Annotated in this window: 16 protein-coding genes; 11 read left to right on the forward strand and 5 right to left on the reverse strand. The window is 42.5% G+C overall.

The window, feature by feature from the left end:
- Positions 1-176 precede the first annotated feature (176 nt).
- Positions 177-1,187: a GGGtGRT protein gene (locus tag AB5903_RS04030; RefSeq protein ID WP_005654746.1), complete on the reverse strand. Its 1,011-nt coding sequence runs from the start codon at positions 1,185-1,187 to the stop codon at positions 177-179.
- A 19-nt stretch (positions 1,188-1,206) separates the two neighbouring features.
- On the reverse strand, positions 1,207-1,908 hold the full coding sequence (locus tag AB5903_RS04035; RefSeq protein WP_005654748.1) for an iron-sulfur cluster assembly scaffold protein: 702 nt from the start codon (positions 1,906-1,908) through the stop codon (positions 1,207-1,209).
- Between the two features lie 214 nt (positions 1,909-2,122).
- Between AB5903_RS04035 and AB5903_RS04040 the strand changes: the two genes are divergently transcribed.
- The 5 genes from AB5903_RS04040 (at position 2,123) to metH (ending at position 7,489) form a co-directional block, all read left to right on the forward strand.
- Complete coding sequence (locus AB5903_RS04040; RefSeq protein ID WP_005654749.1) at positions 2,123-2,623, forward strand: DMP19 family protein; 501 nt, start codon at positions 2,123-2,125, stop codon at positions 2,621-2,623.
- An 83-nt stretch (positions 2,624-2,706) separates the two neighbouring features.
- Positions 2,707-3,519, forward strand: a complete 813-nt coding sequence (locus tag AB5903_RS04045; RefSeq protein ID WP_229127153.1) for a hypothetical protein — start codon at positions 2,707-2,709, stop codon at positions 3,517-3,519.
- 7 nt (positions 3,520-3,526) lie between these two features.
- Positions 3,527-4,099: a Yip1 family protein gene (locus AB5903_RS04050; protein WP_016661380.1), complete on the forward strand. Its 573-nt coding sequence runs from the start codon at positions 3,527-3,529 to the stop codon at positions 4,097-4,099.
- An 8-nt stretch (positions 4,100-4,107) separates the two neighbouring features.
- Positions 4,108-4,560 carry an SsrA-binding protein gene (gene smpB / locus AB5903_RS04055; protein WP_016661379.1) on the forward strand — a complete coding sequence of 151 codons (453 nt, stop codon included), beginning with the start codon at positions 4,108-4,110 and terminating at the stop codon, positions 4,558-4,560.
- Between the two features lie 157 nt (positions 4,561-4,717).
- Complete coding sequence (gene metH / locus AB5903_RS04060; RefSeq protein ID WP_016661378.1) at positions 4,718-7,489, forward strand: methionine synthase; 2,772 nt, start codon at positions 4,718-4,720, stop codon at positions 7,487-7,489.
- 137 nt (positions 7,490-7,626) lie between these two features.
- Here metH and AB5903_RS04065 read toward each other — a convergent pair whose 3' ends face one another.
- Both AB5903_RS04065 and udk read right to left on the reverse strand, forming a co-directional pair.
- Positions 7,627-8,964: a transporter substrate-binding domain-containing protein gene (locus AB5903_RS04065; RefSeq protein ID WP_005654759.1), complete on the reverse strand. Its 1,338-nt coding sequence runs from the start codon at positions 8,962-8,964 to the stop codon at positions 7,627-7,629.
- A 105-nt stretch (positions 8,965-9,069) separates the two neighbouring features.
- Complete coding sequence (gene udk / locus AB5903_RS04070; protein ID WP_005654761.1) at positions 9,070-9,675, reverse strand: uridine kinase; 606 nt, start codon at positions 9,673-9,675, stop codon at positions 9,070-9,072.
- Between the two features lie 101 nt (positions 9,676-9,776).
- Between udk and AB5903_RS04075 the strand changes: the two genes are divergently transcribed.
- The 4 genes from AB5903_RS04075 to AB5903_RS04090 all read left to right on the forward strand — a co-directional run bounded on the left by AB5903_RS04075 (position 9,777) and on the right by AB5903_RS04090 (position 13,692).
- Complete coding sequence (locus AB5903_RS04075; protein WP_016661375.1) at positions 9,777-10,076, forward strand: Dabb family protein; 300 nt, start codon at positions 9,777-9,779, stop codon at positions 10,074-10,076.
- A gap of 20 nt (positions 10,077-10,096) precedes the next feature.
- The gene (locus AB5903_RS04080) at positions 10,097-12,139 is read left to right on the forward strand and encodes a cytochrome c biogenesis protein CcdA (RefSeq protein ID WP_272710773.1); all 2,043 of its coding nucleotides are present in this window, start codon (positions 10,097-10,099) and stop codon (positions 12,137-12,139) included.
- A 62-nt stretch (positions 12,140-12,201) separates the two neighbouring features.
- Entirely contained in the window at positions 12,202-12,873 is a 672-nt protein-coding gene (locus AB5903_RS04085) for a CatA-like O-acetyltransferase (RefSeq protein ID WP_117902639.1), read from the forward strand.
- 153 nt (positions 12,874-13,026) lie between these two features.
- Positions 13,027-13,692: a DUF2490 domain-containing protein gene (locus AB5903_RS04090; RefSeq protein WP_368117662.1), complete on the forward strand. Its 666-nt coding sequence runs from the start codon at positions 13,027-13,029 to the stop codon at positions 13,690-13,692.
- A gap of 13 nt (positions 13,693-13,705) precedes the next feature.
- Here AB5903_RS04090 and AB5903_RS04095 read toward each other — a convergent pair whose 3' ends face one another.
- A complete protein-coding gene (locus AB5903_RS04095) occupies positions 13,706-14,803 on the reverse strand; it encodes a DUF4421 domain-containing protein (RefSeq protein WP_195658119.1) in 1,098 nt (365 codons plus the stop codon).
- 145 nt (positions 14,804-14,948) lie between these two features.
- Between AB5903_RS04095 and AB5903_RS04100 the strand changes: the two genes are divergently transcribed.
- Positions 14,949-15,551, forward strand: coding sequence for an RNA polymerase sigma-70 factor (locus AB5903_RS04100; protein ID WP_005654773.1), 603 nt, complete (start codon positions 14,949-14,951; stop codon positions 15,549-15,551).
- Positions 15,552-15,807: 256 nt separating this feature from the next.
- Positions 15,808-16,791: a FecR family protein gene (locus AB5903_RS04105; RefSeq protein WP_005654779.1), complete on the forward strand. Its 984-nt coding sequence runs from the start codon at positions 15,808-15,810 to the stop codon at positions 16,789-16,791.
- Positions 16,792-16,927 lie beyond the last annotated feature (136 nt).

Genomic DNA, 16,927 nt, shown 5'->3' on the forward strand with positions numbered 1-16,927 from the left:
GCACAACTCATTAGCAATCTGAATTGCGCTTTTATTTTATTGCCATCATTCAATCACCGCCTATTATAAGAAGAAATGAGTATCAGAATAGGGAGATAAGTATTGTAATGGATATAAAATAAAAATCCCTATAACCATTACAGTTACAGGGATTTATATATTAGTAATGTATTATATTACTTGTTCAAGGCAGTAGCCACGTCAACCGCACAAGCCACTGTACATCCTACCATCGGGTTGTTACCGATACCCAGGAATCCCATCATTTCCACGTGAGCGGGAACTGATGAAGAACCAGCGAATTGAGCGTCAGAGTGCATACGACCCATAGTGTCCGTCATGCCGTAAGAAGCAGGACCGGCAGCCATGTTATCCGGGTGAAGCGTACGACCCGTACCGCCACCGGATGCTACTGAGAAATAGGGCTTACCTGCAAGAACGCGTTCTTTCTTGTAAGTACCTGCAACAGGGTGCTGGAAACGGGTCGGGTTGGTAGAGTTACCTGTGATGGATACGTCTACGCCTTCTTTCCACATGATAGCCACACCTTCGCGAACGTCGTCAGCACCGTAGCATTTTACTTTGGCACGAGGACCATCGCTGTATGCGATTTCACGAACAACTTTCAGTTCACCTGTGTAGTAGTCGAATTGAGTCTGAACATATGTAAAGCCGTTGATACGGGAGATGATTTGTGCAGCATCCTTGCCCAAACCGTTCAGGATACAACGCAAAGGTTCTTTACGTACTTTGTCAGCTTTAGCTGCGATTTTGATTGCACCTTCTGCAGCAGCAAATGATTCGTGACCTGCCAGGAAAGCAAAACACTTAGTCTCTTCACGGAGCAACATGGCAGCCAGATTACCGTGACCGATACCTACCTTGCGGTCGTCGGCTACAGAACCCGGAATACAAAACGCCTGCAAACCGATACCGATTGCTTCGGCAGCATCTGCAGCATTCTTGCAGCCTTTCTTGATAGCGATGGCACAACCTACAACATAAGCCCATTTTGCGTTCTCAAAGCAGATAGGCTGAGTCTCTTCACACGTCTTATAAGGATCGAGTCCGGCAGCTTCGCAGATGGCGTTAGCTTCCTCTATGTCTTTGATGCCGTTGGCGTTCAAGGCTTCGATGATACCTTTGATACGACGGTCTTGACTTTCAAATTTTACTTCTCTAATCATAGTTTCTTTCCTCCTTATATTATTCGTGACGTGGATCAATGTGTTTAACAGCTCCCTGTTCTGCAGTGAAGCGTCCGTAAGTACCGGTTACTTTCTTCAAAGCTTCGTTGGCATCAGTACCTTTCTTGATTTCATCCATGAATTTACCCATGTGAACGAATTCGTATCCGCAGATTTCATCGTTTTTGTCAAGAGCAATAGTCTTGATATAACCTTCTGCCATTTCCAGGTAACGGGGACCCTTTGCCAAAGTACCGTATAGAGTACCTACCTGGCTGCGCAATCCCTTACCTAAGTCTTCCAGACCGGCACCGATAATCAAACCGCCTTCAGAGAAAGCAGACTGAGTACGACCGTAAACGATTTGCAGGAAGAGTTCGCGCATAGCTGTATTGATAGCGTCGCAAACGAGGTCGGTATTCAATGCTTCGAGGATTGTCTTGCCCGGAAGGATTTCAGCAGCCATAGCAGCCGAGTGAGTCATACCGGAGCAGCCGATTGTTTCAACCAATGCTTCTTGGATGACACCTTCTTTAACGTTCAAAGTCAGTTTACAAGCACCTTGCTGAGGAGCACACCAACCTACACCATGTGTCAGACCTGAAATATCAACTATTTCTTTTGATTTTACCCATTTGCCTTCTTCGGGTATGGGAGCCGGTCCGTGGTTAGGACCTTTCTTTACAACACACATGTGTTCCACTTCGTGTGAATAAGTCATAATTAGCTCTTTTTTTAAGTTATAATTTAAAAAACGTAGTTCTATGTTTTATTAAACGGTCACAAAGGTAGTCGTTTTCTTGCTTTCTGCCAACCGTTCAATTTGACTTTTTTATTAAAAATAGGTAATAATAAGTTGTAACTCTGTGGAATGTAAAGTAGACTTTGCAGTTTTTGTATTAACTTTGCAGCGTTAATTCAATATACATACTATTATGGTAGAAGTTACTGATGCGGCTTTGCAACAAGCTGCGGGCGAAGGAATGGATGCTTTCATCCAAGTATTTACAGATGCATATAAAAGAGTGATAGGCGGCGAACTTACTGCCGATACGATGCCGTTGCTTACCGGAGAACAGCATTCGTTGCTGGCGTATCAGATATTCCGCGACGAACTCATGGAAGGTGGTTTCTGCCAGTTGGTACAAAACGGATATGGTGGCTATATCTTTGCCAATCCGTTTGCCAAAGTAATGCGTTTGTGGGGGGTGGGCGATTTAAGCAAATTGGTGTATGCCGCCAAAAAGATATATGATGTCCATCGTGAAGATTTGGAACGTGAGCGTACTGATGACGAATTTATGGCAATGTACGAGCAGTATGAGGCTTTTGATGAGTTGGAAGATGAGTTTCTGGAGAAAGAAGAGGAGTATACGGCTTTGGTTGCAAGCTATGTAGATGAACATTTAGAGTCGTTTGCGAAAATAATAAAGTAACAGTTGCAGTATTTTTTAAGTTTCTGCATTTACCTTATGTGAATTGAATTTTATATCTTTGCAAACTCTAAAAAATAATGTTTATGAAACAATTGAAATTCTTAATGGTTGCCTTTACCTTATTAATGGGCGTTTCTTTTACTTCGTGTCTTAATGATGATGCCGGCGAAAGCATGTATGATGGAATAGGATATGTACGCACTGTAATGGGGAGTTATTTTATTGATTTATATGGTAATACATATCATCCGACAATGGCTTCCGTTACAGAAATGGAAGCTCAGGGCTTTAAAATGTCGGGTACTGATTTAGCTCAGATTGCTTTTAAATATGTGGAGGATACTCCGGCAACTAAAGCTGAGGGTGGTACTTTTACTCCGCAGGATTATCGTATAAAGTTAGTCAGTGCAATTGCTGTGGATTCTTATTCTACCAGATATGCAAGTTCCGTGGAAGATATGGAGGCTATACCAGAAACTGCTCCTATTGTGACTTTGGAGCCGACAGACAATTACGGACAGACTTATAAGCCTTGGATGTATGGTGCTGAAATGCTCGTGTTGCCTATTTCTTGGAAAATGGAGAATAAGGAGGAAATGTTGAAACAGCATACAATGGAATTGGTGTATATAAATGATGAATCTAATGAAAGCAGTACAGAACTTGTCTTTTATTTGAGACATAACAAAGGAACTGATACCAAGACAGATGTTTTTGCTGTTAGAAACAAAGCTTACGATGTAAAACAAATCATGTCGGATTTTAAAGGAAAGCACGGTAGCTATCCTACAACGATAAGAATTAAAGCAAAAACCGATATGGATGGTGCTAAATTGCCTGAGAAGTATACAGATTATACAATTGAAAATTTTAAATGGAATCCTTCAAATCAATAATAATTAATTGAATTACAAAGAACTGTTCCATATAGCAATGCAACTGATTTCCTCTCCGGCACGTGCCTGGGAGGAAATTAGTTTAGAGGATAGACGAAAAGTCTTTACAGCTTTTGTCTATCCTATGATTGGTTTATGCGGGTTGTCCGTCTTTATAGGCTCTTTGGTGGCTAAGGGATGGGGTGGGCCGCAAAGTTTTCAATATGCCATGACGCAATGTTGTGCGGTAGCGGTATCCTTGTTCGGGGGATATTTTTTGGCTGCCTATCTCATCAATGGGCTACGTGTCCGTATGTTTGCTATGGACAATGATATACCTTTGGTGCAACAGTTTGCCGGCTATGCGTTGGTAGTGTCTTTCATGCTGAAAATCATAATCGGCATATTGCCCGATTTCAGTATAATAGCCCTGTTGCTTCAATTTTATATTGTATATGTGGTGTGGGAAGGAAGTGCTATTCTGATGAAAATAGCGGAAAAAGACCGTTTAAGGTTTACCATTCTTTCTTCCATGTTGTTAATAGCTTGTCCGGCAGTGATAGAATTCGTTTTCAATAAGCTGACGGTAGTGCTGAACTGATTGATTTTATGAAACAAGCTCCTATAAATATTAAGAATAAACGTGCCACATTCGATTACGAATTGGTAGATACCTATACGGCGGGTATTGTGCTTACCGGTACGGAAATTAAATCTATCCGTTTGGGAAAGGCAAGTCTGGTAGATACGTTTTGCTACTTCGCCAATGGCGAGCTATGGGTGAAGAATATGCATATTGCCGAATATTTTTACGGTTCGTACAATAATCATAATGCACGTCGGGAGCGCAAACTGCTGTTGACAAAGAAAGAACTGGACAAGTTGCAACGTGGTTCTAAAGACCCCGGCTTTACCATAATTCCTGTTCGTATGTTCATCAATGAAAAAGGGCTGGCAAAGGTAGTCGTAGCTCTTGTAAAGGGTAAGAAGCAATACGACAAGCGCGAGGCTTTGAAAGAAAAAGATGACAAACGCGATATGGCGCGTGCATTCAAACGATAAGCAGTACGTATAGTAAGTATAAGGTCTGAAGTATAAGCAGGTGTAATATTTATATCTTGATAATTTTATCGGTTGTATTTTAACTTCATACCTCGTATTTAATACTTCATACCTCATACTTTAAAAAGAATACCTCATACTTTATACTTAAATAAAAGTGGCTTCTATTGAAACGTTGGTGCGTGAGCGCATTCTTATTCTGGACGGTGCTATGGGCACTATGATACAACAATACAACTTGACGGAGGATGATTTCCGGGGTAAACGTTTTGCGCAAATTCCCGGACAGTTAAAAGGTAATAATGATATACTTTGTCTGACGCGTCCGGATGTAATACGGGATATTCACCGTAAGTATCTTGCGGCGGGTGCGGACATTATCGAAACCAATACTTTTAATTCTACAAGTGTCAGCATGGCCGATTATCACGTACAGGAGTATGTGCGTGAGATAAATTTTGCCGCTGTAAAACTGGCGCGTGAAGTTGCCGATGAATTTACTGTTTTAACTTCCGATAAACCGCGTTTTGTGGCAGGCTCTATCGGGCCTACCAATAAGACTTGCTCCATGAGTCCGGATGTTAACAATCCGGCTTTTCGTGCATTGACTTATGATGAATTGGCTGCTGCTTATCGCGAGCAGATGGAAGCGATGCTCGAAGCCGGTGTGGATGCGTTGCTGATTGAAACCATATTTGATACGTTGAATGCTAAGGCTGCGATATATGCTGCGGAGCAGGCGATGGAAGCTATAGGTGTCCGGGTTCCGCTGATGCTTTCCGTAACGGTTTCCGATATAGGCGGACGTACTTTGTCAGGACAGACGCTGGAAGCATTTCTTGCTTCTGTGCAACATGCGGATATTTTCTCTGTCGGGCTTAACTGTTCTTTCGGAGCCCGTCAATTGAAACCCTTTCTTGAACAGTTGGCTGCTCGTGCTCCTTATTATATCAGTGCCTATCCCAATGCGGGATTGCCTAACAGTCTGGGTACATACGACCAGACTCCGGCTGAAATGGCAGATGAGATCAGGGAGTACATTCATGAAGGGCTGGTAAATATAATAGGCGGTTGTTGTGGCACTACCGATGAATATATTGCTGCATATTCGTCTTTGATAGTAGGAGCTGTGCCACGTATACCGGCTTCTCTGCCCGATAATCTTTGGCTCTCCGGTTTGGAACTGTTGGAGGTAAAGCCTGAAAACAACTTTATCAATGTGGGCGAACGTTGCAACGTTGCCGGTTCACGTAAGTTTCTGCGTTTAATCAATGAGAAAAAATATGATGAAGCGCTAAGTATCGCCCGGCAGCAAGTAGAAGACGGAGCGCAGATTATCGACATAAATATGGACGACGGTTTGCTGGATGCGGAAAAGGAAATGACCACTTTTCTCAATCTGATAGCATCCGAGCCGGAGATAGCCCGTGTTCCTGTAATGATAGATTCTTCTAAATGGGATGTGATAGTTGCAGGGTTAAAATGTATGCAAGGAAAGTCCATTGTCAACTCCATATCTTTGAAAGAGGGCGAAGAAAAGTTTCTTGAACATGCCCGTACTATAAAGCGATACGGTGCTGCCGCAGTCGTAATGGCTTTTGATGAACAGGGACAGGCGGATACGTACGAACGCAGAATTGAGGTGTGCGAACGCGCTTATCGTCTGTTGGTAGACAGGGTCGGTTTCAATCCGCAAGATATAATTTTTGACCCGAATGTACTTGCAGTGGCTACGGGTATGGACGAGCATAATAACTATGCAGTCGATTTTATCCGTGCTACCGGTTGGATACGGAAGAACCTGCCCGGCGCTCATGTCAGCGGTGGAGTCAGTAATCTTTCATTTTCCTTTCGGGGTAATAATTATATTCGTGAAGCAATGCATGCGGTCTTTCTTTATCATGCCATTCGCGAGGGGATGGATATGGGTATCGTAAACCCTGCCACTTCCGTACTTTACACCGATATACCCGCCGATATTCTGGAACGTATCGAAGATGTTGTTCTCAATCGTCGTTCGGATGCTGCCGAGCGGTTGATTGAGACTGCCGAACGGTTGAAAGCCGAGGCGGAAGCGGCCAAGAATTCTCTCTCTAACGGTAACTCCCAGCTTTCAAGCCTCAGTTCTCAGCTTGCCTGGCGTGAAGATACCGTAGAGGAACGTTTGAAGTATGCTTTGACAAAAGGCATCGGAGATTATCTGGAAGAAGACCTCGCTGAAGCTTTGAAAGTTTATCCCAAAGCTGTAGATATCATTGAAGGTCCGCTGATGGCCGGAATGAACCATGTTGGCGATTTGTTCGGTGCGGGTAAGATGTTCCTTCCGCAAGTGGTGAAAACGGCACGTACTATGAAGAAAGCGGTGGCTGTTCTTCAGCCTGTCATTGAATCAGAAAAGCAGGAAGGGGCTGCCTCTGCCGGCAAGGTGTTGCTTGCTACGGTGAAAGGTGATGTGCACGACATTGGGAAAAATATTGTTTCCGTAGTAATGGCTTGCAACGGATATGAGATAATTGACTTGGGAGTAATGGTTCCCGCTGAAACGATTGTGCAGCGGGCCATAGAGGAAAAGGTAAACATGATTGGGTTGAGTGGCCTTATCACTCCTTCGCTGGATGAAATGGTACATGTTGCCATTGAATTGGAAAAGGCGGGACTCGATGTACCACTGTTGATAGGTGGCGCTACCACTTCTCCTTTGCACACGGCATTAAAGATTGCTCCGGTTTATCATGCTCCGGTTATTCACCTGAAAGACGCCTCGCAGAATGCAACGGTGGCAGCTCGTTTGATGAATCCTAACCAAAAGGAAGAGTTCGTGAAGAAGCTTTCTAACAAGTATCAGCAGTTGCGCGAGAAAAATCAGGAGAAACAAGTTGAAACGGTATCTCTTGAAGAGGCAAAGGCTAATCGGCTGAATTTGTTTTGAGGTTTTCACTGTCGTATTGCAGATATAAGAACAAGAGAACAGAAAAATATGCAGCAAAAAGTTATACATTGCAACCTACTCTATTCTCTTGTCCTTATGTCTGAAAACGCTGTAATTTTTATGTCCTATCCCGTGAATCAGCTTTTTATCTTTTTCTTATACTGTTCAAACCTTGCCGTTATATCCCTCACGAAGTTATAAGTTTCTATCCCACGGAAATATCCGTTCTTGCAAACCGGATCGGTAAAGTACTCTTCATTGCTCTTCAAGAGGATGAAGTTTTCCACGTTATCCCGCCACACATATTTGTTTTTGCCGTATTTTTCAGCCAATGCCATAGCATCGAATACATGTCCTATACCGGAGTTATATGATGCCAGAATAAAATTAATCCGTTCTTCTTGGGGAATTTTCGAGAAGCTTTTGGCTGTGGCGGCAATATATTTCGTGGCAGCTTTAATGCTTTCTTCGGGGTTTTGTTCTTTTCCCGGAGGAACTCCCATGGCACGAGCTGTGGCAGGCATTAGTTGCATCAGTCCTTTTGCACCTGCCCATGAAACGGCGGTAGTATCAAAGTTGGATTCAGTATAAGCTAAAGATGCCAATAAACGCCAGTCCCAATTAATGTCTGGTGCATATTTCTTGAATAGATGGTCGAAGTGTGATATTTTCCCTTCTCGCAGAGATAGAATGGGAGAGTGTGGGATAGCTTTGCCAATTTCAAAATACCGTTTCATACTCGCGGTATAAGCCGGAGAAGTCATGTTTTTCTCATGCCATTTATTGGCAGCTTCTGCAAGCTGCGGACAATCTTTACGTACAGCCCACGAAGCCCGTTGGTCGAAACTGATAGAAAGCCCGATGTTGAGGTTCGGGTAGTACGTGGTATTGAGGCGGGCTACATCATTGTCCGCTACGGTATACGGTATTTTGCCTTGTGAAACTTGCATAATAAGGTCTTCAATCGTGATGCTGTCATTGCTGACCTTATGGATATGGATGCCGCCACCCAGCTCCTTGTCCAGATTGACAAGCCGTTCATAATACTTTCCGGGTTTTACGTACACATCCTTTCCGATAAGTTCCGTTACATCTTTCAACGGTTTGACGCGGCTGCCTGTACGTTGTACGATGACCTGATGGGTAATCACCTCCTCACCGCAGTATGTCAGACTGTCTTTCCATTCTTTGGTGATGGGCAGGTTGTAGGCAATAAGATCGCCTTCGCCTGCAAGAAGTCTTTCAATCAGGTCGTGTATGTTTTTGGCAACTTTTATTTTTAACTTGACGCCGAGGCTTTTGGCAAACTGTTCACCCAATTCATATTGAAATCCCATGTCCTGGCCGCGGTAAATAAAATAGGATGTAGAACTGTATAAAGTCAGCACTACCAGTTCACCGTTATCTTTTATCTGTTGTAAATCAACGGCTTCTTCTTGTTCGGCTGCTGCATTATGATTGCCGCGACACCCCATAACACTGCAAAGCAAGACTAATGCAATCAGTAATTGACAGTGGAAAGCTGGCAAATTGCGCCCGGTTGGGGAAGTACGCTCGGCCATATGTACTGTTCGAATTATTTATAAATGTTTTTTGATATACATTGTGAGAATATCGATTGCTACCTGATTGTTTCCGCCTTCCGGTACGATAAGATCGGCATATCGCTTGCAAGGCTCTATAAATTGCAGATGCATAGGCTTCAGAATACGCGTGTAGCGTTCCATTACAGCTTCGGCCGTGCGGCCACGCTCTACGACATCGCGCTGGATGACGCGGATAAGGCGTTCGTCCGGGTCTGCGTCAACAAAGATTCTGAGGTCCATCATGTTGCGCAGCTTCTTGTCACATAGGGCAAGGATGCCTTCAATGATAATGACTTCCCGAGGCTCGATGTGGATTGTTTCGGGCTGTCGCGTGCAGGTCAGGTAGGAATAGGTAGGTTGTTCGATGCTTTTGCCTTCGCGAAGCATGGATACGTGTTTGGACAAAAGTCCCCAGTCGAAAGCATCCGGGTGGTCGAAATTAATATTCTGCCGTTCTTCTACTGGCACATGGCTACTGTCTTTGTAATAAGAGTCCTGAGGTAATAAAACTACTTCACCAGCCGGCAGGCTTTCAACAATTTTACGTACGACGGTGGTCTTTCCCGACCCGGTTCCGCCTGCAATTCCTATTATTAACATCCGTTTAAGTATATATTTGAAAAAAACGAGTATTTTTGTGTCTTAAAAATGTTATTGTTTCGATTGACAAATATAGATTAAATCATTTAAATAACAAAGTTATGGTAAAGCATATTGTATTATTTAAGCTGAAAGACGAAGCTTCTGCTGACGAAAAGTTAGCGGCGATGAATGATTTTAAGAAAGCTATTGAAGCGCTGTCTGCTAAAATACCAGTTATACGTAAGATTGAAGTGGGATTGAACATTAATCCGGCTGAGACTTGGAGTATAGCTCTTTACAGTGAGTTCGATACTTTGGACGATGTGAAATTCTATGCTGCACATCCCGATCATGTAGCTGCCGGTAAGCTTATAGCCGAGGTTAAGGAAAGCCGTGCTTGTGTAGACTATGAAGTATAAATAAAATATGGGATAATAACATGAAGAAAAGTATATTCTCCATACTTCTGTTGCTGTTTGCCGTAGTGGTACAAGCACAGATACAAGAGCCGGTTAAGTTTAAGTCGGAATTAAAGACTTCGCAGGCTGGTGAAGCGGAAGTTGTCTTTACCGGAACTATTGATAAGGGCTGGCATGTGTACTCGACCGATTTGGGCGATGGCGGACCTATATCGGCCACATTCAATGTCGAGTCCATTTCAGGTGCGGAACTTGTCGGAAAATTAAAACCGGTAGGGAAAGAGGTGGCCGCATTCGATAAGTTGTTTGAAATGAAAGTGCGCTATTTTGAAAATACCGCTCAGTTCGTACAGAAGTTGAAACTGACCGGTGGCGAATATAAGGTAGAAGGTTTTTTGGAATATGGCGCATGTAATGATGAGAATTGTTTACCGCCTACACAAGTGCCGTTTAAGTTTTCGGGCAAGGCGGAAGGTACAACCGTTAATGGACCGGCAGCCGATAAGGCTGCGGATGCCGGAAATGTAGAATTGGAAAAATCTTCTGATACCGCTCAAACCGCAGCTATGGCCGTTATTGGCGGTGCGGAAAGCAATACCGGAATAAATGTTGCCGGTGATGGAACCACCGATCTTTGGAAGCCGGTTATCGATGAACTGCAAGCATTAGGCGAAACCGTTTCACAGGAAGATATGTCTTGGATTTATATTTTTATCACAGGATTTGTAGGTGGACTGCTGGCTTTGTTTACGCCTTGCGTATGGCCAATTATCCCTATGACTGTCAGCTTCTTCCTGAAACGCAGTAAAGATAAGAAGAAAGGTATCCGCGATGCCTGGACATACGGTGCGTCTATTGTAGTGATATATGTTGGTTTAGGGCTGTTGGTTACCGGGATATTTGGCGCCAATGCTTTGAACTCATTGTCGACGAATGCTGTTTTTAACATCTTCTTCTTTTTGATGCTGGTCGTTTTCGCAGCTTCTTTCTTTGGGGCTTTTGAAATTACGCTTCCTTCCAAATGGAGTAATGCCGTGGATTCAAAAGCAGAAAAAACAGGCGGTTTGCTGAGCATATTCTTAATGGCATTTACATTGTCATTGGTGTCATTCTCATGTACAGGTCCTATTATCGGTTTCTTGTTGGTACAAGTGTCCACTACCGGTAACATGATAGCTCCGGCTATTGGCATGTTGGGCTTTGCCATTGCCTTGGCACTGCCGTTCACTTTGTTTGCATTGTTCCCGTCCTGGCTGAAGTCAATGCCCAAATCAGGCGGTTGGATGAATGTAATCAAGGTAACGCTTGGATTCCTGGAATTGGCGTTTGCGTTGAAATTCCTTTCCGTTGCTGACTTGGCTTACGGTTGGCGCATACTCGACCGTGAGACATTCCTGGCTTTATGGATTGTGCTGTTTGCCCTGCTTGGATTCTATCTGTTGGGCAAAGTCAAGTTCCCGCACGATGATGATGACACAAAAGTCAGTGTACCCCGTTTCTTCATGGCATTGGCCTCATTGGCGTTTGCCGTATATATGCTTCCCGGTTTGTGGGGAGCGCCGTTGAAAGCTGTCAGCGCTTTTGCGCCGCCCATGCAGACTCAGGATTTCAATCTTTACAATAATGAGGTGCATGCCAAGTTCGATGATTACGACCTCGGTATGGAGTATGCCCGCCAGCATGGCAAGCCGGTGATGCTTGACTTTACCGGTTACGGTTGTGTGAACTGCCGTAAGATGGAACTTGCCGTATGGACCGACCCTAAAGTTAGCGATATTATTAATAATGACTATGTACTCATTACACTTTATGTAGATAACAAAACTCCGCTTTCTTCACCGGTGAAGATTGTGGAGAATGGTACGGAACGTACTTTGCGTACGGTGGGCGATAAGTGGAGTTATTTGCAGCGTGTAAAGTTCGGTGCAAATGCGCAGCCTTTCTATGTGTTGATTGACAATGAAGGCAAACCACTCAATAAGTCATATTCGTATGATGAGAGTATTCCGAAGTACATTGAGTTCTTGCAGACCGGATTGGAGAACTACAAAAAAGAGAAATGATAAATTAAATTGGAAAAAGGATGCTGTATAAGCGTCCTTTTTTCATAATCCGTTTTTTATTTATGAAACACATTATCGACATTGACACTTGGGAACGTCGTGACAATTACGGCTTTTTCCGAACGTTTTTAAATTCATGGTATTCGGTGACTACCGAGATAGACTGTACGGAGGCCAGTGCTGCTGCAAAACAGTCCGGACACTCTTTTTTTCTTTATTACCTGTATGCGGTTCTCCGTTCAGCCAACGAGGTGGACGAACTCCGTTACCGTACAGACAAGAACGGACAGGTCATTTTTCATGATCGGGTGGACATTATTTCTCCGATAGCTGTTCCGGGAAAGACTTTTTATACGGTTCGTATTCCTTATCATGAAGACTTCAAACATTTTTATGCCGAGGCCCATGCACTGATTACAAACATCCCTGAGGACGGAGACCCTTATAACGCTGAAAGAGTATTGATGCAACAAGGTGATTACGATGTGGTGCATTTGAGTGCAGTGCCCAAGATGTATTTCACTTCAACTACTTATACCGTTGCCGAAGCCGGTAACGGTTGCAGCCATCCGTTGATGACTGCCGGTAAAGTAGTGTCCCGCGGAGAGCGTCTGGTCTTTCCGCTTTCCATATATGTGAACCATGCTTTTGTAGACGGGTCGCATCTGGCTTCTTTCTTTGAAAAGATAGAGAAGCATTTGAAAGAAATTTCGCACGGACAAGTCGTTTTTTAGCCATAATTCCGCTATCCTGAAAAAACAACTTGGATTTTTTGCCGTAACAATCGGTTTTGTGTAAAGAAATCTGATATTACAGTTTTGTTACAGAATTAATCTTTAGCTTTGCACACGTGAAATCAATGTTAAATGATATATTCAGGAACTGTTATGGTAAAAAAGGATTCTTATACGTGGAAAATCTATGGTTGGGTAGTAGCAGTATTATGTATTGTACCTGCTTTTCTGCATGCACAGGAGAAAGACTTTACTACATGGGCAAGTGCTGGTTTTAAATATAAAGTAAAGCCGGCATTTACCTTGTCCGGAAAATTGGAATGGCGTACAAAGGATGATTTGGGTAAGACAGACCGCTGGGGATTGGATGTGGGTGGAGCCTATTCTGTGCTTCCTTTTCTGAAAGTAGCGGCCGGTTACGAAATCCATTACCGCAATCGTGGAGAAGCCGGTTGGAAATTCCGTCACCGTTATCATTTTGACGGAACGCTTTCCACGCGTGTACAAAGACTGAAGGTTTCACTTCGTGAGCGTTTTCAACATACTTTCGACAGCAGTGGCGATGAGTTTCGTTGGCGTTCGCGTGTTAAATTGGCGTATGATATTCCGAAATGCAAGATAGAGCCTTACGCTTCTGTTGAAATGTATAACGGATTGAACCGTGGAGAACGGTTTGATGTACAGCGTATGCGTTATCGTGGCGGAGTGGTGCTTCCGTTGTTTTCTGATTGTTGGGAAGCGGACGTCTTTTATTGCCGTCAGTGGGAGAGTAAGGCGCGAAAAAATATAGTAGGAGTGGCTTGTACTTATTCTTTCTGATGAGAACGGGCTGTCATTGTTTTTTCTTGCGGTGTTCCTTTTTCAAGCAGAAGTTAAAGCCTGCATACACTTGCAGTGTCCCGAAGCCGTTGTTCAATGAGAAATTGTTCCGGTAATAATCGTATGTTCTGCCTACGAATGAAGTACCTGCAAAATATTTGCTGTTGTTGTACACGATACCTACACGCAGGATGAAGTCGATATTGAAGTTTTTGTACCATTCGTCTGTTTCTTCTTCCGCTTTTCTGATGCGTGAGGTTTTGTAGGCTACTGCCGGATTAAGTGACAAGCAGGCAAGGCAGTTGCGTGCAAATACCCAGTTATAGGCATAGCCGAAGTTAAGGCTGATATTGGTGTATTTTATATGATTTACTTTCATGCCCGGATTCATCGTTTCCTGAATGATAGGGGGCAATTGGGTGTAATCAAAATCCAGATTATGCGCAGATACGGAAAATCCGGTAATAAAAGAGCCGGCACTGCGCCGCTGGTTGGTGGACTGGCTGAAAGCGGCAGGATAAGAAAAGCGTCTGTTATTGAATATATAATATAGATTCAACCCTTTCATCTTTACTTTCAGCCCGTTGAAATCTTCAGAATAATCGGTTGGAATACGGTCAGAGAACCCTGTTATTTTGTGTATTTTGTAAGAGTTTCCGGTACGTTTATAAAAAATATCCACACCTAGTTTAGAACTGTAAAGACTGAAGTCGAACTCTCTGCCTCTTTTTTTCCCATTTTTCTTTCCGTAAAGTCCGTCTGCATCAACAGCCCATCCTAGAAAAAGCCAGCGCCAGCCAAAGTAAACGCCTATTTTATTATGTGGTTTTGGTGAGAAACGCAAACGTTGCGGTTCGGGGGTACCGCTTCCTACGGAATAGTATTCGTAATTAGTGAAATGATCGAGCATTAAGGCGTAGTTATATCGATTGGGGCTGATATATGCTGTATCGAAATCGCTGAAATCGAGGAATTTTTTTATTGCTCTTTTGATAATTTCCGAACGTTTATGGACAGTACGGTCAGGTGCAATAAAATTGCTTTCTTTATTTTGGGCAAACAAAGAAAGCATCACCGACATACATATGCAAAAGCAGATTCCTCTTAGCATTCTATTATTGCTTTATTGATACGAAGATAGTGAATTTCCGTTTAATAAAGAGTAGAATACGTCCTTTTCCTTTTTTATTTCCTGAATTTTACATAGGTTTGTAACATCATAACGATACCTTTGTCGCAAAATCTAAAAATACAGTATGTACGCAACCAAAATTCCTAGTGATGAACGTTCTTTGGTACTTCGTTTGATTGAAGGAGAAGAAGATGCTTTTTGTGAGCTTTATGCTGCCTATAAGAATCGTTTGATATACTTTGCTATGCGCTTTTTGAAATCGCGTGAATATGCGGAAGATATTTTTCAGGATGCTTTTACAATAGTGTGGCAGGGACGCCGTTTCATCAATCCGGATGCTTCATTTTCCGCTTATCTGTATACAATCGTGCGAAACCGTATACTGAATCAGCTACGCGATTTGTCTTATCAAGATAAATTAAGGGAACAGATACTTTCACAAGCTGTGAATTATACCAACGAAACAAGAGATGAAATTATAGCAAACGACTTGCGGCAATTTATTTCCTGTGCATTGCAACAGTTGACCCCTCGCCAACGTGAAATATTCGAGATGAGTCGGGAGCAACAAATGTCTCATCGTGAAATAGCTGAAGTATTAGGTATTTCTGTTAATACGGTACAAGAATCCATTTCCATATCATTGAAAACACTGCGTGCTTATTTGGAAAAGAATTCGATAGTAGGTTCTGATTTGATTTTGATTCTTATTTGTTTGAATTTATAAAATGATAAATTCAGGTATTTATTCGACAAAAAATATTGATTTGAACTTGCTTATTTATGTAGAATCACTGACTTTATCTTGTGCTTTTTTGTGTTTTAAGTTGTTGATAATCATGATTTTATTATTAATAAAGGCTTTTGGTTAACAGTGTATATTAAAAAATATTAATCACACCCCAGTCATTCTTTTCTTATGTGTATATCTTAATGTCAAAGGGTTATTTTTAATAATCTTGCTTCATTTAGAATTATATTTTATGAAAAATAGTGAAAATAATAAATCACTGCTGCGTCGTTATTTGGACGATCTGTATACAATGGATGATGCCCGTAAGTTGTTGGATGAGTTACAGACTTCGGAGTATGATACAGATATGCTTCAGGATCTGGCTGCTGAAGTATGGGAAGAAACTTCCCTGCAATCACCGCAGACAGACCTTGAACGCGAACAATATAAAAAAGAGGCGCGACTGTTATTAAAGCGCATAGAGCATAAGAAACGTATGTGGATTCGTCGGGCTGCATTGGCTGTGTCAAGTGTGGCTGCGATGGTTTGTCTTGTATTTGGCAGTATTAGTTACATTCGTTATATAGATAGAACACAGGTATCTTATTTAGAGGCTTCTACTTCTTTTGGCGAACGCAAGGAAGTACAGCTTCCCGATGGTACGACATTGATATTAAACTCTTGTTCGCGTGTTCACTATCCAGATCGTTTTACCGGTAAGGAACGTAGAATAGAACTGGAAGGTGAAGGGTATTTTCGCGTATATCATAATGAGAAGCAGCCTTTCGTAGTGGATACCCGCCACTTCGATGTGCGTGTCTTGGGTACTTGTTTTAATATCAAATCTTATTCTTCGGACGAGGTAGTATCAGTAGATGTGGAAAGTGGTAAAGTCCAGGTTGATTTGCCGGAAGCGATGATGCGTCTACGTGCTAAAGAGCAGGTGCTTATCAATACTGTTTCAGGAGAATATAATAAGAGGCGCGAAGAACGCACTATGGCGGTTTGGCGAAAAGGTAATTTACGTTTCAATAGTACTCCGATACATGATGTGGCTAAAGAATTGGAGCGTATGTATAATTGTCGCATTACTTTTGCTGAGGGACAGAATTTTGACAATCTCATTTCTGGTGAACATGATAATAAGAGTTTGGACGCTGTATTACAGGCTGTGGAGTATACAAGCGGTATTCATTACAAGAGAATGGGGAATATGATTCAGCTCTATAAATAGTGAAAAAATATAAAATACACCCCTGTCTTTGAGAACTACAGTGTATTATATTTGTATTGTTAAACATTAGTCTATATCGGATATGAAACCACCATCTTAATCTGCCAAAAAATAGGAGCTATCTCTCAGAGCAGCC

This window comes from Bacteroides sp. 2201st1_D9_2201SCRN_220225, from assembly GCF_040928965.1.
GTDB lineage: Bacteria > Bacteroidota > Bacteroidia > Bacteroidales > Bacteroidaceae > Bacteroides > Bacteroides stercoris.